This window comes from uncultured Dysosmobacter sp., from assembly GCF_947631635.1.
Classification (GTDB): Bacteria; Bacillota; Clostridia; order Oscillospirales; family Oscillospiraceae; genus Oscillibacter.
Map to the genome: position 1 here is coordinate 31,325 of NZ_CANRMB010000029.1, position 18,311 is coordinate 49,635.

The window sequence follows — 18,311 nt, forward strand, 5'->3', positions numbered from 1 at the left end:
AAGGAGATAAAAAATGCCGGAGGAAATCAAAATCGCGGAGACCACGCCGGAGGAAGCGGCGGATATGGATGCGCGGGAATACATCATCGAGCTGAAAAAGCCGCACATCTTCGACCGGAAGGAGTACGCGGAAATCGACCTGGGCGGCCTGGAGCGGCTGACCATCCAGGATGCAATCGACGCCCAGCAGGACCTTTTCGGCCAGCAGGACGTGGCAAGCTCCCTCCTGTGCGAAACCACGTCGTCCTTCGCTATGGAAATCGCGGCCAAGGCGAGCGGGCTGCCCATCGAGTTTTTCAAAACGCTGTCCATCGGCGCGGGCCGGAAGGTCAAGCGGGCCGTGCAGGCGTACATCCGCCGGTCCGGGAACAGCGAGGGGACCGTGCTGCGGCTGGAAAAGCCCTATCACTTCCAGAGCGAGGTCTACCAGGAGTTCGACCTGTCCCCTATCGCTGACATGAGCATGATGCAGGAGAGCGCGGCGGAGAACGTGATGGCGCGGGAGGGCTTCGTCATCACGGAAAATTCCTTCAACTACCTGTACGCCTGCGTAATCGCCAGCATGGCGGTCAATAAGCCCAAGGAGCTGTTCACCGGCCTGCCCCTGTGTGAGCTGCTGAATCTGAAAGAGGCGGTCAACAACTCGGATTTTTTCGAGTAAAGGGCGGAATCAAAGCTCTGCGCAAGGCTGCTATCCGCCTGTCCGCCGCGACGATGACCAGCGTGGAGTTCTACATGAAGATGTCCGCGCGGGATTTCGTCGAGCTGAACAATGAGGTGGTGGAGGAATGGCGCGCAACAAAACATTAGACCTGACCATCCGTATTGCCGGGAAAATGGACAAGAGCCTGGTGTCGGCAATCAACGGAACGAACAACCGCATCGGAGACCTGGCCCGCACGGTGAGCCACATCGGGACGGCGGGCCTGGCGGCCATGGGCGCGCTTGCCACCGGGACCGTGGCGGCCCTGGCCCAATGCACGGACGCGGCCAAGGACTTTGAGGCGCAGATGTCCGACGTGGTGAAGTACGTGGGCGGTCTGGCCGACGCCAACGGCAAAATCAGCGGGAAGTTGGCGGAGAACGGCAAGACCTACGCGGAAAACTACAGCGCCATGACCGACGCCATTCTGGAATTGAGCACGCAAATCCCCATGACGGCGGAGGACCTGACCAGACTGGCCGCTGCCGCCGGACAGTCCGGCAAGTCCATCAGCGACCTTATCCAGTACGACGACGAGGGGAACATCAGCGGCTTCCTGAAAGACGTTGCCATGATGGGCACGGCCATGGATATTTCCGCAGACCAGGCGGGCGACTGGGCCGCCAAGTGGGAAAAGGCGTTCGGCATCAACCACGAGCAGGTGATGGAGGTCTCCGACCAAATCAACTATCTGGGCGCGAACAGCGCCACAACGGCGGCGGAAATCGCCCAGGTGGTCAACGAGACCGCCGGACTGGGCCAGGTGGCAGGCATGGACGTGGCAAGCACGGCGGCCCTGGCGGACGCCATGCTGGCTATGGGCGTGGACACCGGCAAGGCGGCCAACTCCATCAGCCGGATGTACGTCAACTTGAGCAAAGGGTCCAGCGCCACAAAAGCGCAAAAGGAACAATGGGAGGCCCTGGGGTTCACGGCGGAGGGCGTCGCCAAGATGATGCAGGACGACGCCACGGGGACCATCCTGCAGGTGTTCGAGGCAATCCAGAACCTGGACGCCGACAAGCAGGTTGCAGCATTGAGTACGCTGTTCGGCCAGTGGGCCATCAAGGGCGCGGCGAAGATGACCGGGAATTTGAGCACCTTCACCGACGCGCTGGCTATGGTGAATGACCCCAGCCTCTACAACGGGAGCATGGAGCGGGAGTTCATCATCAAATCCAGCAACGCGGAGGCCATCGACACCATGATGTCCAATGCGTTCCAAGCACTCAAAATTGACGTGGGCACCGCTTTCCTCCCGGCCAAAAAGGAAATGAGCGTGGCCCTGATAGACTTCATCAACCAGCTGCGGGATATGCCGGAGCTGGGCGAGATTGCCCAAACGCTGGCGTCGATATTCAGCCAGGGCGTGGAGCTGGCCGGGAACGCGCTGGAGACCGCACTGCCATACATCCAGCAGGCGCTGGACTACCTGCAGGACCACGGGCCGCAGGTGGTAAGCATCCTGAAAAACCTGGCTATCGCCTTTACCGCCATGAAGTTTGCGCCGGGCATCACCGGCCTGCTGGGCGGAGCGGGAAATCTGCTGCTGGGCACAAAGTCCGGCGGCGGGAACGGAAAGAGGACCGGCGGGCTGTTCGACATGGCCCGTAGGCTGTTCACGGGCGGACAGCGCGTGGGCGGCATCCTGTCAAGCGGCCTGGCGTCCGCCGTGAGCGCAGGACCCATGACCACGCTGGCGGCCACCGGGAACACCATTCGGAACCTGGTGGGCGGCAGCGGCATCGGGCAGGGAATCGGAAACTACTTCGGCGGAATCGCGGCGTCGCTGGGCAACCTGGGAAACACCAGAATTGGCGGCGGAATCCTGGGCGGCCTGCGGGCCACCGGCGGCGCGATAGGAGAAGTCCTGTCCGGCATCTCCAGAGAAACCGGCCTGACCGGGCTGGTCACTGGCGGCGCGAACCTCGCACGGCGGGGCGCGGGCTGGGTAGCCGGAAGGGCAACCGGGCTGGCGCAGGGCGCGGCGGGACTGGTGGGCCGTGTGGCCGGGTCCGCACCGGCGCAGGCCATCGGCGGTGCGCTGGGGAACGTCGGCAGCTTCCTGGGCGCTGGCATGGGCGCGCTGGGCAATATGTGGGGGCCGGTCGCCTCCGGCTTCGGCGGCCTGGTGTCCGGGGCGCTCCCCATCGTGGGCGTCATCTCCAGCATCATTGCCGTGGTGAGCATCCTGGGGGACCACCTGGAGGATATACGCGGAATCATTCAGAGCGTATTCGGAGACACCGGCGTTGCCGTCTTTGATTCGTTCATCGGCGTGCTCCAGCAGGTGGGAGACTTCATCAACGGGCTGTTCCAGGACGGCGGCGTGGCGGCGGCGCTGGCCCCGCTGCGCGACGCCATCACGGGCCTGTTCGGTGAGAACGCCGGGGCAGCTTTCGATGGGCTGGTTCAAATCCTGCAATCCGTCATGGGCGTGGTCGGTCAGGTCGTCTCCTTCGCAAACACCTACGTCAAGCCCATCATTCAGGAAATTTTCAGCTTCATCACGCAGACGGTGGTGCCTATCCTGCTCCAGACCTTCACGGCGGCGGCCCCGACGATTTCCGCTATCCTGTCCAACCTGGGCAGCGCGGTGATGACGGTGGCCCAGATAATCGCCATGGCAATTCAGGCGGCCCTCCCTGTCATCGAGAACGTCATTTCCGTGGTCCTCTCTATCGCAAGCGTGGTCATTCCGGCGCTGTTGGCCGGGTACGAGGCATTTAGCTCCGGGCTGTCCACTATCGTTTCGGCAATTCAAACCGTGTTCCAAGGCATCATCGACTTTGTGACCGGCGTGTTCACGCTGAACTGGCAGCAGGCGTGGCAGGGCGTCCAGGACATCTTCGGCGGAATTTTCGAGGGACTGGGCGCGCTGATTAAAACGCCGCTGAACGCGGTCATCTCCATTGTGAACAAGGCCATTTCCGGCATCAACGGCCTAAACCTGGACATCCCGGACTGGGTGCCGCTGATTGGCGGAAAGAAGTTCGGCCTGAACATCCCGGAAATCCCCATGCTGGCGCGCGGCGGCTTCACCAATGGGCCGAGCGTGGCAGGCGAGGCAGGGACCGAGGCGGTCATCAGCTTCCAGCGGGGCGTGCGGGCGCAGAACATCGAAATCTGGCGGCAGGCCGGGCAGCTGCTGGGGCTGGGGAACCGGCCCGCGGAGCTGCAAAGCCTACCGGCTGGAGCGGGAGGCGGCCCCGGATTCTCCTTCACGTTCGCGCCGCAGGTCATCATCCAGGGCAACGCGGACCAGAACGTGGTGGACCGGGCGCTGGTGGAATCGGAGGCGCGCGTCGAGGCATGGATGGAAGCCAACTTCGACCGGCTTTTGAGCCGGGCCGAGCGGGAGCGTGGCCGCCGGGCCTATGCGTGAGCGGAGGAAAGAACATGGCAACATACACCACAAAGAGCGGGGATATGTGGGATTCTATCGCCTATGAACAGCTGGGCAGCACGTCCCACACGGGCCTGCTTATCAGCGCGAACATGGAGTATAAGGACATCTACATCTTCTCCTCCGGGGTGGTGCTGACCCTCCCGGAAATCCCGCAGAACTTCAACAGCCTGCTCCCGCCGTGGAAGCGGAAGGGGGCGGCGGGATGATTGACCCTAACGCCGCCCGCCGGGCGTCGGTGGACATCACCATTGACGGCGCGGACATCACCAGCAGCATGAAGCCCTACTTCCTCTCCCTGACCTACACGGACAGCGAGGAGGACGAATCGGACAGCATCCAGCTCCAGTTACAGGACCGGGAAGGACTGTGGCTGCAGGACTGGCTGAACAAGGCGGTGGAGGCGTCGGCGGCGGCCAAGCTGTCCATCAGCGCGACCATCACACCGGAAAACTGGGGAAGCGGCGGCGGGTCCCTGCCCACGGGCAGCTTTGAGCTGGACAGCGTGGAAGCAGGCGGCCCGCCGTCCACCGTGACGCTGAAAGGGTCCTCCCTGGCCTATGGGTCCGCCATCCGGCAGACCAAGAAAACAAAAGCCTGGGAGAACTACACCCTGTCCGGTATCGCCAACGAGATAGCCAGCAACGGCGGGCTGTCCTGCGTGTACGAGGCGTCCAACAATCCGAGCTATGAGCGGAAGGAGCAGACCAAAAAGAGCGACATCACCTTCCTGTCCGAGCTGTGCCACGACGAGGGCATCAGCCTGAAATGCACGGACGGGCAGCTGGTCCTCTTTGACCAATCCATCTATGAGGCCCTGCCTCCCGTGGCGTACATCCGGCGCAACAACGGGAGAATCCTCCCGGCGGCCCCGCGCGCATACGGGGCATACCACCGGGACGAGAGCTACACGGCCTATGAGAGCTACCAGCTTTCCACCGGCGCGGCGGAGACCCAGTACGGGTCCTGCCGCGTCAGCTACGCGGACCCGGCCACCGGAAAGTGCATCGAGGGGATTGCCACGGCGGAGGGGGACGACGGGGAGAGCGAGCAGCGGCTGGAAATCACGGCGCGGGTGTCCAGCGCGGGCGAGGCAAAGGCCCTGGCGGAAAAGCACCTGCGCCTACACAACAAGTTCAACCGCACGGCGTCCTTCACGCTGCCGGGGAACACGGCCCTTGTGGCCGGGGTCACGGTCATGCTGGAGGACTTCGGCGGCTGGTCCGGCAAGTACATGGTCAAGCAGGCCACGCACACCATCGACGGGAGCGGGTACACCACCAAGATTGACCTGCGGAAAGTCCTGTCCGGCGGCGAGAGCGATTCCACCGGCGGCGACACCGGCGGCGAGGAGGAGGCCACCGCAGCAGCGGAGACCACCGGCCAGAGCTACACAGTGAAATCCGGGGACAGCCTGTGGGCCATAGCGAAAAAATACTATGGCAGCGGGGCCATGTACACCAAAATCTATGAGGCAAACAAGGACATCATCGGCAAGAACCCGAACCTGATTTACCCAGGACAGCAGCTTATCATTCCGTAAGGAGGGGGACCATGTACGAGAGGCAGACACAATTCCAGAACAACGACGCGGCCTTCTCCGTGATGGTGCGCGTGGGGACCGTGACCGCCGTGGACAACGTGAAGCGGCTGGCCCAGGTGTTCTTCCAGGACATGAACCTGCCCTCCGGCTGGATTCCCGTGCTTATCAACCGGGACTTCATCCCCGACTACGACGTGCCGCAGAAAACAGAGAAGCGGGGCGGCGGAGCCGGGGATGCTGCTTTTGAGGAGCACGACCACGATTTGATTATCAAGCCGTGGATGCCAAAGGTAAACGACCAAGTGCTGTGCCTGTATGAACCCATCCGGGACGGGCGCGGCTTTGTGCTGGGAGGGATTCAGGCGTGGCAGTAGTGGGCTACCTGGGGAAAAGCTCCAGAGAGGGAATCATCTTTTCCGTATCGGACGACGTGGTGCTGACGCTGGAAAACTTCAAGTGGTCCGGGTCTGCGCGTTACTCCATCCACAACCGGCATAACTACCACGCGCTGACGGAGTACACCGGGATGGACCCGGACAAAATCACCTTCGAGATTCAGCTGCTTATCGAGCACGGCGTCAATCCACTGGAGCAGGTGGTGAAGCTGTGGACCTACGAGCGGGAGGGAATCGCCCTGGCGTTGACCATCGGAACAAAGTGCTACGGGAAATACAGATGGAACATCGTCAGCCATGAGATGACGGCCAAATATACGGACCGGAACGGCGACATAGCGGGCGCTACGGTGTCCGTGACGTTACAGGAGTATTTGAGAACATGAGCAATACGTACACGGTATCAGCAGACGAGAACGGCGCGCTGGAGCTGGGCGCGGCGGAGACGGTGAAATCGGTCCTCCAGGCAATCAGGATAATCCTGACCACGCCAAAGGGGACCGTGCCGCTGTACCGGGACTTCGGCGTTGACATGGACTTCCTGGACCTGCCCGCACCGGCGGCGGAGCAGCAGGCGCGGATGGAGATTCGGGAGGCCATCGAAAAATGGGAACCGCGGGCCACGGTGAAGGACATCACCTTTGAGCGGGACGGGGCATCGGGCAAGCTGGTCCCGAAGGTGGAGGTGGAAATCAACATTGAGTAAGACACTGTACCAATTCATCCCCATGGACCCGGACGAAATCACGGCATGGATGACCGAGCAGTACGAGAACATCACGGGCGTTACCGTCCAGCCGGGCAGCCCGGAGCGGCAGTTCATCCAGTGGGCGGCGGCGGTGGTGCTCCAGGAGCGGGCGCTTGCCAACTACGCCGCAAACCAGAACCTGCCCAGCCGGGCGGAGGGAAAGGACCTGGACGCGCTGGCCGAGCTGTTCTATGCCAAGGAAAGGCCGGGGGCAAAGGCGGCCACCTGCACCATGCGCTTCACCATCTCCGAGGCGCAGGAGTTCGCCGTGCTTATCCCTGGGGGGACCCGTGTCACTGACGCCAGCAGGACCCTTGTTTGGGAGACGGTGAAGGACATCTACGTGAACGCGGGGGACACCTACGCGGACGTGGAAATCCGCTGCCAGACCGAGGGGACGGCGGGCAACGGATTCGTGGCCGGGCAAATCAATACCATCGTTGACCTGTTCGCATATTACATCTCCTGCGCCAACCTGACGGAATCGGACGGCGGCGGGGACGCGGCCACCGACGAGGAATTTTACGAGCTGCTGCGGTTGAGCATGGACGGCTACAGCTGCGCCGGGGCGCGGGGCGGGTACATCTACTTCGCAAAGCAGGTGGACACCAAAATTGCGGACGTTATCGCCGCCTCCCCCACGCCGGGGACGGTGAAGCTCTATGTGCTGATGGACGACGGGACCATAGCCACGGAGGAGACCAAGAAGAAGGTGCTGGAGGCGTGCAGCGCGGACGACGTGCGGCCCCTGACGGACCTGGTATCTGTGGAGGACCCGGAGAAGGTGAAGTACAATGTGACGCTCACCTACTACATCCAGAAGGACGAAACACAGTCCGCCGAGGACCTGGATGCGGCGGTAAAGGCCAAGGTGGACGAGTTCACCGCCTGGCAGAGCGCGAAGCTGGGGCGGGACATCAATCCGTCCCGGCTTATCTCCATGCTGATGCAGACCGGCATCAAGCGGGTGGAGCTGACGGAACCGGCCTTTGCCTCCCTAAAGGACGGGAGCGGGACCGAAGCGCCGCAGGTGGCGGAGCTGGGGACCGTGACCGTTCAGAGCGGAGGGTATGAGGATGAGTGATGAAAAAAAGGCAGCGCGGACCGCGCTGCTGGGAATCACCAAGGACAATATGCTGTTCACCCTCCCGCCCGCGCTAAAGGAGGATGAATCCACCGAGGCGCTGGCGGAGGCCACCGCCGGGGCGCTGGTGAACAGGCTGGCGGAAACCGACCGGCTGCGTATCATCTGCAACATCGACAACCTGGAGGAGCCGCTGCTGGCAATCCTGGCGCACGACTTCAAGGTTGACTGGTGGGACCCAAGCTACAGCCTGGAGGAAAAGAGGCAGACCGTCAAGGGAAGCTGGTTCGTCCACCGGCTGATGGGGACAAAGGCCGCCGTGGAGCGGGCCATCTCCGCCATCTACCCAGGGACAAAAATCCTGGAGTGGTTCGAGTACGGCGGAGAGCCGTATCACTTCCGGGTGGACATCAACGTGTCCAACGACCAGATAGATTCCGAGAAGCAGCGCCGGGTGCTGGAGCGGCTGAACTATTACAAGTCCCTGCGCTCCCACAACGACGGCATCACGTACTTTATCGAGGCCGCCCCGGCTATCGCAAAGGCGCGGGGGACGGTGCCGGGGCTGTGGGAGGAATACCACACGCCGCTGACGCTGCCGGTCCCGGAGCTGAAACCGACGGCCACGGTCCACCTGGGCGCGTTCTCCGCCATGCTGTGCGAGGGCTACACCGTCCACGCGGAGCTGACACCGCCGGAGCTGCGAGGCACGGCGACGGTCAAGGCGGGCGAGGCGGCCAGTGTGGCCGAGGCGTACACCGTGCCCATCGACATAGCCGGGTAAGGCAAAGATGTCAAAGACCGCCGCTGGACCGGGAGACCGGACCGGCGGCGGCCCGCGCATATTGAAAAATCACAAGGAGGAACATCTATGGCAAGCACGAAACGCTGGAACAAAGCCACCGTGCCGGAATCCGGCCAGGATATGCTGACCGAGTTCGCGGCGGGCCGGAGACTGAAAATCAGTTCGGCCTACGGGACCACGGCGGACGGGGACCCCGGAACGCCGGAGCCGGGCGGCAGGGACCACCCTCTGACCATCGAGAGCGTGACCAGGGCGGGCAACACCGTGACCGTGTGCATCCAAGTGACCAGCATCGGGAATCAGGAAGCCTACAAGCTGGAGCGGGTCAACATCTACGCCCAGGTGGGCGACACTTCGGGCGGCGAGCCGGAGGGCGAGGAGAAAATCCTGCTGACCGTGGAGGACGAGCCGGACGAGAGCGGCAACCGCGGCGTGACCATCCCGGCGGAGAGCGAGCAGCTTTACAGCTTCAAGCTGTACGCGGTGCTGACCGTCACAGACGGGGACCGGCTGGAGGTGAGCATCTCCACGGCGGGAATCGCCACGGTGGGGGCCATCCAGGACGCCATCGACGCGCACAGCAAGGACAAGGACGCCCACAAGGGAGTTATCGCTGCGGACATCGAGGAGCACAACCAGGACCCGGAGGCGCACCCGGCGCTGACCGCCAGAATCGCCGCGGCGGAGAAGTCGCTGAACGGCTACCCCACGCTGACCGGGAACGGGGACCCGACGGCGGAGACCGAGGGCAAGGTGGGCCAGCACTACCTCAACCTGCAGAACGGCGAGGAGTGGGTCTGCACCAAGGAGCAGGAAGGTCAGTACGTGTGGGAGAAGCTGGAGCGGGACACCGGCCTCTGGGACACGCTGGACAGCGTGAAGAAAACCGCCGAGGAGGCAAAGAAGGTGGCCATCGGCGCGGCGGAGGCTATCGCCGCGGTGCAGAACACTATCTCCGTGGTGCCGTCCCAGGCCGCCGCGCTGACCTACAGCGGCGATAAGCAGAAGCCGACCTGGAACAACTTCTCCGAGGAAATGATGGACGTTACCTACGGGGACGGAAAGACCCCGGCGACCGAGTTTCAGGGCGAGACCAACGCCGGGACGTACAAGGCGTACTTCACCCCCAAGGGGGATTACACCTGGGCGGATAAGACCACCAAGGAGAAGGAAGTCGAGTGGACCATCCAGCGGGCCACGATTGCCAGCACCCCCAGCGTGAAAACCCCGCTGACCTACAGCGGCGAGGAGCAGGCCCCGGAGTGGAACAACTACTCCGAGGACCAGCTGACCAAGGTGGAGACGAAGCAGCGGGACGCCGGGGACTACTCCACCTCCTTCACCCCCAAGGACAACTATCAGTGGCCGGGCGGTGACACGGGGGCCAAGTCCGTCCAGTGGAATATCGCCAAGGCGGCGAACACTCTCTCCATCTCGCCCAGCACGGCGCAGGACATCCACGTGGGCGACCAGGTGGTGGTCACTGTGACCACCAACAGCGACGCCACCATCACGGCGGAATCCAACCAGCAGCTTTTCGCCACCGTGGGCACGGACGCCGAGCAGAAGAAAGTCACCATCACCGGCGCGGGCCAGGGCAACGCGGTCATCACCATTTCCAGCAAGGGCGCGAAGAACTACGCGGATGCGGAGGTCTACATCAACGTGAACGTCACGCGGAGGAACCCGACCTTCACCCTGAACCCGGACAGCAGCGTGAAGCTGAAAGTGGGGGCCAACGTGAAAATCAATGTGACCACGGACAGCGACGGAACCGTGTCCGCCACCTCCGACGCGCCCGGCACGGCCACGGCCTCGGCGGCGGAAAAGGTCGTGACGATTTCCGGCGCTTCCGCCGGTGATACGCAGGTCACTATCAGCCTGGCGCAAACCACCAAGTACAACGGCGCGACCAAGAAGGTCAGCGTGAACGTGTACGAACCGAAAATCTACGGCGTGACCTGGGACGGGAACAGCGGGACCAAGTGGACCCGGACGGACGCCGCCAGAAACTTCACCGACCCGACGCCCCATGTGAACGGCGGCGCGGCGGGCAGCAGCCCGTTCGACACCCTCCAGCCGTGGGCGGGAATGACCATCGAAGCCAGGACCGGCGGGCAGATGGTGAAAATCCCGAAGTTCTGGTACAAGCTGGAGCAGAACGGGAAGGGCCTGCAAATCAGAATCGCGGCGGAGAAGGAGGACGGCTATTCCGTCTCCCCCGCCCACATGGACCGCAAGGACGGCAAGGGCGAGCGGGACGCTATCTACGTGGGCCGCTATCACTGCGACAGCAACTACAAGAGCACCACGAAGGTTGCGCCGAAGGTGAGCATCACGCGGGACACGGCCCGGAAAGGCTGCGCCGGAGTGGGCGCGGGCTACTCCCAGCTGGACTTCGCAACGCGGTTCACCATCTGGCTGCTGTATATCGTGGAGTTTGCCGATTGGGACAGCCAGAAGGTCATCGGCAAGGGATGTTCCCTGACGAGTTCCAGCAGCTCCGCCGTGTTCAACATGGGCTACACGGACAACATGGGGTATCACACCGGGACCACGCAGAACAGCCGGGACAGCTACGGCGGGACGCAGTACAGGAACATCGAAGGGCTGTGGGACAACTGCTACGATTGGTGCGACGGCTGCTACTACGACAGCAACGGCCTGAACATCATCCTGAATCCGACCAACTTCTCCGACACCGCGGGCGGGACCCTGGCGGGAAAGCCGTCCAGCGGTTATCCGAGCGCGTTCACCGTCACGTCGGCGGGCGGATTCCCCATGTTCTATCCGACAGAGGCAAGCGGAAGCGAGAGCACCTATTCGTGCGACAACTGGGACTTCAGCGCCTCGGACCCGTGCCTCTGCGTTGGCGGCTACTACCACCAGAACGGCAGCTACGGCCTGTTCTACGTGAACTGCAACACGGCCTCCTACACCAGCAGCAGCATCGGCTCCCGCCTCCAGGAACTCCCCTGATGGGGGAGGGAGTGCAGAGGGAGGGGGCCGCAGCCCCCGCCCTTTGCATAGAAAAAACATGATATGACGGACCGCCCGGCGTGGGGAACTGCGCCGGGCGGAATTTTGAAATCCGCGCGAAAAAACAGGGGTCCCCGGCCACGGGGCCGGGAAGGAAGCCCCTGGCGCGGTCGGGGTTATCTGTGCAGTACCGATGTTTTGGGTCGGGCCGTCGTGCGACAACTGGAACTTCAACGCCTCGAACCCGTGCCTCTACGTTGGCGGCAACTACAACCAGAACGGCAACTACGGCCTGTTCTACGTGAACTACAACACGGCCTCCAACACCAGCAGCAACATCGGCTCCCGCCACCTTTCGGCGTCGCAAGCTGCGGACCGGTCGCCTCCGCCTAAAGGCGAAGGCTTCCTCCCTCCGCTGCTCCGCCTCTCCCCACGCGAACCGCTACGCTGGGTTCGCGCGGGGACCCCATCAGGGGAAAGCGGAAAAACTGCGTGGGACTTGCTAACCATCCTCAATTATTCACGGCACAGATAATCGCGCACCCCACGGTGAAGATAAGCTACAAGGGAGCGGGCGAGTACCCGCCGGGAAACCGGCGCGGGGAGAAAGTCCGTACAGCTAAAAGGAGGAGCACAAATCCCTATGCACAGGGTAGGACACCTGTTTGAACGGCTCATTTCAGATGAAAACCTACTGCTGGCAATCAACGAGGTGAACGCCTCGCACCACTGGCACAGTCACCACCGGCCCAACGCCTGCACGGCCTGGGTGGAGGAGACGAAGCAGGAGCGGGTCAAGGACCTGCGGAACATCATCCTGACGGGCTTTGAGCAGAAGCCGCCCAAGGTGACGCAGAGATGGGACCCAAGCGCCCGGAAGCAACGAACGGTGAGCGAACCGGCCCAGTGGCCGGACCAATACGTACACCACGCGCTGGTCCAGATACTGCAGCCCATCTTCATGCGAGGGATGGACCCGTACTGCTGCGGGAGCATCCGGGGCCGCGGCCCGCACCACGGGCGGCAGGCAATCGAGCGGTGGATGGTGAAGGACCCGAAGGGCACCAAGTACGAGCTGACCGGCGACATCTACCACTTCTACATGAGCTTGAAGCCGGAGGTGGTCATGGCGCGGATGCGGCAGCTTATCAAGGACCGGCGGGTGCTGGACCTTATCTGGAGAATCGTCAAGGACGGCGTGATGATAGGGGCCTACACGTCCCAGTGGTTCGCAAACACCGTCCTCCAGCCGCTGGACCAGCTTATCCGGCAGAGCGGATTTGCGGCCCATTACGTGCGGTACATGGACAACCTGACGATTCTGGGGCCGAACAAGCGGAAGCTGCGGAAGCTGAAAACGCTCATGGAGAACTGGCTGAACGCTCACCAGCTGCGGATAAAGGGCGACTGGCAGATATTCAGGACGGTCCCGAAGGGCAGGAAGCCGGAGAAGCTGGCGGCCCCACGCAACGGCGTGGAGCGAGAGCGGCGGCGGATGCCGGACGCCGTGGGCTACCGGTACGGGCGGGGCTACACCCTGCCCCGGAAGCACAACCTCCACCGCGTCAAAAAGGCCGTGGCGCGGTATCGGAAGCGGCGGGACGCCGGGAAGCGGATTCTGCCAGGAACGGCGCACAGCCTCATTTCAAAGCTGGGGCAGCTCAAACACTGTAATAACACCAACCTATACCGGGCCATTTTCCGAGGCGAGCGCATCCAGCGGGAGCTAAAGAGAATCGTCCGGGAAAACAGTAAAAAGGGGGAAATGACATGGAGTATGTATTTGGCACAGAGGGAGAGAAGGAAGTCCTCAAAACCAAGGGGAGCCACCACACGGACCTGACCGGCTACCGGGAGGTGGAGCACATCTACCCGGACCAGACCATCACGGACCATTTCCGGGTGGTGCGGAAGCTCAACACCGCCGATGACGCGGAGGGCAACTGCTACGACTGGTACGAAATCGACCGGCACTACCGGACGGAGGACCGGACGGGGCCGGTGAAGGAGCAGGTCAAGGCGGTAAACACCGCCGCGGGAATCGCCTTTGTCACCATGGCGGAGGCGGGGAGCATCGACGACACCACCGCCGGAGAGCACACGGACCTGTTTTCTCCCTGGGCCTACCCGGTGGACTACAAGCAGGGCAACATCCGCCAGTACAACGGCGAGCTTTACCGGTGCGTCCAGGACCACACCTCGCAAGAGGACTGGACGCCGGACAAGACGGCCAGCCTCTGGACCAAAATTGCGGACCCGGCGGAGGAGTGGCCCGCCTGGGTGCAGCCCATCGGCGCGCACGACGCCTACAACCAGGGGGACAAGGTGAGCCACAAGGACAAACACTGGACCAGCGACATTGACGCCAACGTGTGGGAGCCGGGCGTCTACGGCTGGACGGAGGCCGAGGAATGAGCAATCTGCAAATCATTCAGGAGCTGTGCGGCATCTGTGATATGCAGAACAGAATCATCCGAGCGCAGAGCGACGCCCTGGCGCAGCTGGGGGCCGTGGTCATGGAGGAGGAGCGGGCGGAGGCGGCGGACCGCCTGACCGCCCTCCTCGGACGGGATGAAGTCCCGGACGAATACGAAATGGAGGAGTGAAGCCCTTGTACATCGACGCGAACACCATCATCACGGCTGGCAGCCTGCTGGCCGCCGTGTCTGCCCTGGCCGGTGTCATCTTCTACATCTACCGGCGGAGCGAGAATGACAAGAAGCAGAGCGAGGTCATCAACGCCGTGCAGAAGGAACAGACCCTTATCTGCTACGGCCTGAAATGCGTCCTGCAGGGCGTCATCGAGCTGGGGGCGGACGGCCCCTGCAAGGAGGCGCTGAATATGCTGGACAAGCACCTGAACAAGAGCGCGCACAAACCGGAATTTTGAAAGGAGAACCGACATGAAAGAGAAAGTCATCAACCGCCTGGTGAGCGTGAAATCCATCGTGACCATCCTCCTGACCGTGATGTTCGCTGTCCTTAGTTTCAAGGGCGAGGTGGACCAGAACTTCATGGTCATCTACACGGCGGTCATCACCTTCTATTTCAGCAAGGCGGACAAGTCCGAGCCTGCCGAGAAGGACGACCAGAAGAAGGACATCGACCCGGCGGAGCTGGGCGAGGCCGTGACCCAGGAGGTCATGGCGCGGCTTAATGTGAGCGCGCCTGTGGCCGTGGCCCAGGGGGACCGGGGCGACGGCGAGGACAGCGACCATGACCGGGCCTGATACGGCGCTGCTGTTCACCGTCTGCATGGCGGCCTGCCTGGCGCTGGGCTACTACGTGGGGGATAAGGACCGGAGGGACCGCAAGTGATGGGGATTATCGCCGGGTTCGCCGCCTGCTTCCTGCTGGGGATGGTGGCGGCCCTGCTGGCCGACCGCCTGCTGGGCGGGAGCATAAAACGCCGGAGCGGCGGAAGAACACAGAACAAACAGGCAGGCCCGGCGGAGAAGAAGCCGGGCCTGCTGGACCGTATCGGGACTATGAACATCGTCCTGGTCCTGGTGGGGGCCGCCGTGCTGCTGTTCACGCTGAAAATGATAGAGCTGTACGAGCTGACAGGAGGCATCCCGGACACGCTGGTTCAGTGTTTCTACTCCATGATGGGGTTCGAGTGCGGCATCCTGGGGTGGATTAAAACCGCAAAGGAAAAGCACCGGGAGCGGAAGCGGCGGCGGGAGGACGCAGATAGCGCCCCGCCGCAGGACGGCGGCCCGGTCGGATAGGAGGACACAATGGCGCTGACTGGAGCGAATAACGAGCAAAAAATCTGGAACTTCCTCACCGGGCACGGAATGAGCGAACAGGGGGCCGCCGGGATGATGGGGAACATCTACGCGGAGAGCGGCCTGCTGTCCAACAACCTGCAGAACACCGGGAACACCAAGCTGAAAATGACGGACGCGGAGTACACCGCCGCCGTGGACAGCGGGAGCTATACCAACTTCGCCAAGGATGGGCAGGGCTACGGCCTGTGTCAGTGGACGTTCTGGAGCCGCAAGGCGGCACTGCTGGAGTACGCCAAGGCGGCGGGGAAATCCGTGGGGGACCTGGAGACGCAGCTGCTCTTTCTGATGAAGGAGCTGGGCGAGAGCTTCAAGAGCGTGCTGTCGGTCCTGAAATCCGCGGGAACGGTGCGGGAGGCATCCGACGCCGTGCTGCTGAACTTCGAGCGCCCGGCCAACACCGGCGAATCGGTCCGGGTGAAGCGGGCCGGGTACGGGCAGGGCTACTTCGACAAGTACGCCAAGAAAACGGCCACACCGGCCACCGGCGGCGGGACCACCGGCGGGAAAATCACCACCGGGAAGCAGCTGGCCCAGCGGGCCGAGGACGTGGCCCGGAACTATAAGACCCTGTATATCATGGGCTGCTTCGGCGCGCCCATGAACGAGGCCAACAAGAAGCGATACTGCAACAACCACACGTACAACAAGGCCGCGGCCAGGCAGAAGATGATTCAGGCGGCCAGCGCGGACACCTTCGGCTTTGACTGTGTATGCCTTGTCAAAGGGCTGCTGTGGGGCTGGAGCGGGGACAAGTCCAAGACCTACGGCGGGGCTGTCTACCAGGCCAACGGCGTGCCGGACATCGGCGCGGACACGATGATTGCCAGGTGCTCCGGGGTCTCCACCGACTTCTCCAACATCGAGGCGGGGGAAGCCGTCTGGCTGTCCGGCCACATCGGCGTGTACATCGGCGGCGGGCTGGCGGTGGAGTGCTCTCCCGCCTGGGAGAACCGGGTGCAGATTACGGCGGTCGCCAACATCGGGGCCAAGGCCGGGTACAACTCCCGGCGCTGGCTGAAACACGGGAAGCTGCCCTATGTGACCTATGACGGGGCGGCGTCCAGCACGGCCCCGGCCACCAGCGCGCCCAGCACCAGCGCGCCGAAGCAGGAGCAGGTGGAGGCTGCCCAGTATTTCGACAAGGCCCAGGCGAGGGCCTACAAGGTGGACGCCAAAAGCGGGCTGAACATCCGCACCGGAGCGGGCACCAACAAGAAAAGCATGGGCGTCCTGAAAAACGGGACCACCGTGCGCTGCTACGGCTACTACAACAAGGTGGGAAAAACCATCTGGCTGTATGTGGCCGTGAACGGCATCACGGGCTATGTCTGCAAGGACTGGCTGAAATAACAAGAGAACTCCCCCGGCGGCGGACCGTGTGCCCGCGCCGGGGGAGTTTTTCTGTTTATGGGGAACAGTGGCCGCAGGGGCTGTAACCTATGGAAATCAGGTAGTCCCTGGACTGGCTGGAGGTGGAGTAGTTTGCGGACGATATGCGGGGAACATCCCGGCAGGACGGGCGGTGGAACTTCATGGTGCTGGTGTTCAGGACGTAGGTGGCCGTGGTGTTCTGCTGTCCCTGGTTATCGTAGACCGTGCCGCCTCCGCCGCCCCCGGACCCTCCCCCGCCGCCGGACCCGCCGCCGGTGTATTTGAACGTCAGGGACCCCATTTCCTTCCCGCACCAGACGCAGTAACACGCCCGCCTCCCGTCGGTGGTGGGAGTGGCATCTTCGGCAATCTCCCAGTCCCCGGCCTTATGGTCGGAGACGGGAAGGACCTTCGTAACAACCGCCCCGCATTTCCGGCACACCTGGGAAGCCTCCCCCTCGCTGGAGCAGGTGGCCTCCACGACGGTCTCCCAGTAGCCATATTCTATCACGTCATGTTCCGGTTCCCCCTCTGTCGCACCACAGCGGGAGCAGGTCCTGGGCGCGGTGCAGGTGGCGTCCTGCCAGTCGTGGCCCAGGGGGACGGAGTACCAATGCCGGTCCCTGCCGCAGACGGAACAGCGTTCCGGCTCTGTGCAGGTGGCGGGGGTCCAGGTGTGGTCCGTCCGTCCTCCCTCCGTCTCGCCGCAGACGGCGCAGGTCTTTGGGGCCTGGCAGGTGGCGGCGGTCCACTGATGGCCCAGGGGTTCCCCCTCCGTCTCGCCGCAGGTGGCGCAGGTCCTGGGCGCGGTGCAGGTGGCCTCCTGCCAGTCGTGTTCATGGGAAGTAAAAGAAATCACTCCGCAGGCGCGGAGCAGGACGCAGAACAGGATAAAGACCAGGGTGTATTTAACGAACTTCACGACTTTTCCAGACATGGAAGCCCCTCCAATCCTAAAATGTGCGATATTAGCACAAGTGCGATATTGCCACAATAATACACGCTCAATGTGGTAATGTCAAACAAAAATCGGTAATACTACACAAAAAGACGGGAGGCGGAGGGGTGAAAGCGTTTAGCTACCACGGGCAGAGAAATGTATCTGGAGAGCGGATACGGCAAGCGCGGACCAGACAGCGGTGTACACAAGCGGACCTGGCTGCGCGGATACAGGTGAGCGGCGTCATACTGGAGCGGGATTGCATCAGCAAAATAGAGAACGGTCTGCGGATGGTGCAGGACTTCGAGCTTCGGGCCGTCGCAAAGGCGCTTGGGGTGACAACGGACTGGCTGGTGGGAGAAGAAGATGACGAATAAAAAAATTTGCCGTAGGCGACAGCCTACGGCAATTCTTTTTTGGAACGGATGAACGATTGACATTCCCGATTATTCCAATTTATATTACTGGAAAAAGGGGGTGCCACCATGAATCACAAGGGAGCAACACACTTTTCCTGGGACCAGCGGCTGACGCTGGAGCGGA

At 62.7% G+C, this 18,311-nt stretch carries 19 protein-coding genes; 18 read left to right on the forward strand and 1 reads right to left on the reverse strand.

The features are described 5' to 3' along the window. Positions 1–13: 13 nt before the first annotated feature. The 17 genes from Q0Z71_RS13435 (at position 14) to Q0Z71_RS13520 (ending at position 16,807) form a co-directional block, all read left to right on the forward strand. Positions 14–661, forward strand: coding sequence for a phage tail assembly protein (locus tag Q0Z71_RS13435; RefSeq protein WP_298023721.1), 648 nt, complete (start codon positions 14–16; stop codon positions 659–661). Between the two features lie 127 nt (positions 662–788). Next, the gene (locus Q0Z71_RS13440) at positions 789–4,088 is read left to right on the forward strand and encodes a phage tail tape measure protein (protein ID WP_298023724.1); all 3,300 of its coding nucleotides are present in this window, start codon (positions 789–791) and stop codon (positions 4,086–4,088) included. A 14-nt stretch (positions 4,089–4,102) separates the two neighbouring features. Then, positions 4,103–4,318: a tail protein X gene (locus tag Q0Z71_RS13445; RefSeq protein WP_298023727.1), complete on the forward strand. Its 216-nt coding sequence runs from the start codon at positions 4,103–4,105 to the stop codon at positions 4,316–4,318. Next, a complete protein-coding gene (locus Q0Z71_RS13450; RefSeq protein WP_363316722.1) occupies positions 4,315–5,652 on the forward strand; it encodes a LysM peptidoglycan-binding domain-containing protein in 1,338 nt (445 codons plus the stop codon). The genes Q0Z71_RS13445 and Q0Z71_RS13450 overlap by 4 nt, the downstream gene beginning before the upstream one ends. An 11-nt stretch (positions 5,653–5,663) precedes the next feature. After that, positions 5,664–6,026, forward strand: coding sequence for a hypothetical protein (locus tag Q0Z71_RS13460; RefSeq protein ID WP_298023731.1), 363 nt, complete (start codon positions 5,664–5,666; stop codon positions 6,024–6,026). Further along, a complete protein-coding gene (locus Q0Z71_RS13465) occupies positions 6,017–6,433 on the forward strand; it encodes a phage tail protein (protein ID WP_298023735.1) in 417 nt (138 codons plus the stop codon). Before Q0Z71_RS13460 ends, Q0Z71_RS13465 begins: the two co-directional genes overlap by 10 nt. Beyond that, a complete protein-coding gene (locus Q0Z71_RS13470; protein ID WP_298023738.1) occupies positions 6,430–6,753 on the forward strand; it encodes a GPW/gp25 family protein in 324 nt (107 codons plus the stop codon). The genes Q0Z71_RS13465 and Q0Z71_RS13470 overlap by 4 nt, the downstream gene beginning before the upstream one ends. After that, on the forward strand, positions 6,746–7,879 hold the full coding sequence (locus Q0Z71_RS13475; RefSeq protein WP_298023741.1) for a baseplate J/gp47 family protein: 1,134 nt from the start codon (positions 6,746–6,748) through the stop codon (positions 7,877–7,879). The genes Q0Z71_RS13470 and Q0Z71_RS13475 overlap by 8 nt, the downstream gene beginning before the upstream one ends. Continuing rightward, positions 7,872–8,663: a phage tail protein I gene (locus Q0Z71_RS13480; RefSeq protein ID WP_298023744.1), complete on the forward strand. Its 792-nt coding sequence runs from the start codon at positions 7,872–7,874 to the stop codon at positions 8,661–8,663. Before Q0Z71_RS13475 ends, Q0Z71_RS13480 begins: the two co-directional genes overlap by 8 nt. A gap of 87 nt (positions 8,664–8,750) precedes the next feature. Continuing rightward, on the forward strand, positions 8,751–11,663 hold the full coding sequence (locus tag Q0Z71_RS13485; protein ID WP_298023747.1) for a hypothetical protein: 2,913 nt from the start codon (positions 8,751–8,753) through the stop codon (positions 11,661–11,663). 643 nt (positions 11,664–12,306) lie between these two features. After that, positions 12,307–13,506, forward strand: coding sequence for a reverse transcriptase domain-containing protein (locus Q0Z71_RS13490; RefSeq protein ID WP_298023750.1), 1,200 nt, complete (start codon positions 12,307–12,309; stop codon positions 13,504–13,506). Beyond that, complete coding sequence (locus tag Q0Z71_RS13495) at positions 13,434–14,078, forward strand: carbohydrate-binding protein (RefSeq protein ID WP_298023753.1); 645 nt, start codon at positions 13,434–13,436, stop codon at positions 14,076–14,078. Before Q0Z71_RS13490 ends, Q0Z71_RS13495 begins: the two co-directional genes overlap by 73 nt. Further along, complete coding sequence (locus tag Q0Z71_RS13500) at positions 14,075–14,269, forward strand: hypothetical protein (RefSeq protein WP_298023756.1); 195 nt, start codon at positions 14,075–14,077, stop codon at positions 14,267–14,269. Before Q0Z71_RS13495 ends, Q0Z71_RS13500 begins: the two co-directional genes overlap by 4 nt. Before the next feature lie 5 nt (positions 14,270–14,274). Further along, positions 14,275–14,553, forward strand: a complete 279-nt coding sequence (locus Q0Z71_RS13505) for a branched-chain amino acid ABC transporter permease (protein ID WP_298023759.1) — start codon at positions 14,275–14,277, stop codon at positions 14,551–14,553. Between the two features lie 13 nt (positions 14,554–14,566). After that, positions 14,567–14,893: a hypothetical protein gene (locus Q0Z71_RS13510; RefSeq protein WP_298023762.1), complete on the forward strand. Its 327-nt coding sequence runs from the start codon at positions 14,567–14,569 to the stop codon at positions 14,891–14,893. An 84-nt stretch (positions 14,894–14,977) separates the two neighbouring features. Beyond that, positions 14,978–15,394, forward strand: a complete 417-nt coding sequence (locus tag Q0Z71_RS13515; protein WP_298023766.1) for a hypothetical protein — start codon at positions 14,978–14,980, stop codon at positions 15,392–15,394. A gap of 9 nt (positions 15,395–15,403) precedes the next feature. Continuing rightward, positions 15,404–16,807 carry a phage tail tip lysozyme gene (locus Q0Z71_RS13520; protein ID WP_298023769.1) on the forward strand — a complete coding sequence of 468 codons (1,404 nt, stop codon included), beginning with the start codon at positions 15,404–15,406 and terminating at the stop codon, positions 16,805–16,807. Positions 16,808–16,862: 55 nt separating this feature from the next. On the opposite strand, the gene Q0Z71_RS13525 is transcribed toward Q0Z71_RS13520, so the two are convergent. Continuing rightward, positions 16,863–17,765, reverse strand: a complete 903-nt coding sequence (locus tag Q0Z71_RS13525) for a hypothetical protein (RefSeq protein WP_298023772.1) — start codon at positions 17,763–17,765, stop codon at positions 16,863–16,865. Between the two features lie 128 nt (positions 17,766–17,893). Here Q0Z71_RS13525 and Q0Z71_RS13530 point away from each other — a divergent pair, with 128 nt between their 5' ends. Further along, entirely contained in the window at positions 17,894–18,145 is a 252-nt protein-coding gene (locus Q0Z71_RS13530) for a helix-turn-helix domain-containing protein (protein WP_298023776.1), read from the forward strand. Positions 18,146–18,311 lie beyond the last annotated feature (166 nt).

Bases quoted from the DNA above. Each gene is read 5' to 3' on its own strand.
- Q0Z71_RS13460 (WP_298023731.1), top strand. From the start codon at position 5,664: ATGTACGAGAGGCAGACACAATTCCAGAACAACGACGCGGCCTTCTCC.
- Q0Z71_RS13440 (WP_298023724.1), top strand. From the start codon at position 789: ATGGCGCGCAACAAAACATTAGACCTGACCATCCGTATTGCCGGGAAA.
- Q0Z71_RS13500 (WP_298023756.1), top strand. From the start codon at position 14,075: ATGAGCAATCTGCAAATCATTCAGGAGCTGTGCGGCATCTGTGATATG.
- Q0Z71_RS13480 (WP_298023744.1), top strand. From the start codon at position 7,872: ATGAGTGATGAAAAAAAGGCAGCGCGGACCGCGCTGCTGGGAATCACC.
- Q0Z71_RS13510 (WP_298023762.1), top strand. From the start codon at position 14,567: ATGAAAGAGAAAGTCATCAACCGCCTGGTGAGCGTGAAATCCATCGTG.
- Q0Z71_RS13435 (WP_298023721.1), top strand. From the start codon at position 14: ATGCCGGAGGAAATCAAAATCGCGGAGACCACGCCGGAGGAAGCGGCG.
- Q0Z71_RS13495 (WP_298023753.1), top strand. From the start codon at position 13,434: ATGGAGTATGTATTTGGCACAGAGGGAGAGAAGGAAGTCCTCAAAACC.
- Q0Z71_RS13490 (WP_298023750.1), top strand. From the start codon at position 12,307: ATGCACAGGGTAGGACACCTGTTTGAACGGCTCATTTCAGATGAAAAC.
- Q0Z71_RS13450 (WP_363316722.1), top strand. From the start codon at position 4,315: ATGATTGACCCTAACGCCGCCCGCCGGGCGTCGGTGGACATCACCATT.
- Q0Z71_RS13520 (WP_298023769.1), top strand. From the start codon at position 15,404: ATGGCGCTGACTGGAGCGAATAACGAGCAAAAAATCTGGAACTTCCTC.
- Q0Z71_RS13485 (WP_298023747.1), top strand. From the start codon at position 8,751: ATGGCAAGCACGAAACGCTGGAACAAAGCCACCGTGCCGGAATCCGGC.
- Q0Z71_RS13445 (WP_298023727.1), top strand. From the start codon at position 4,103: ATGGCAACATACACCACAAAGAGCGGGGATATGTGGGATTCTATCGCC.
- Q0Z71_RS13470 (WP_298023738.1), top strand. From the start codon at position 6,430: ATGAGCAATACGTACACGGTATCAGCAGACGAGAACGGCGCGCTGGAG.
- Q0Z71_RS13525 (WP_298023772.1), bottom strand. From the start codon at position 17,765: ATGTCTGGAAAAGTCGTGAAGTTCGTTAAATACACCCTGGTCTTTATC.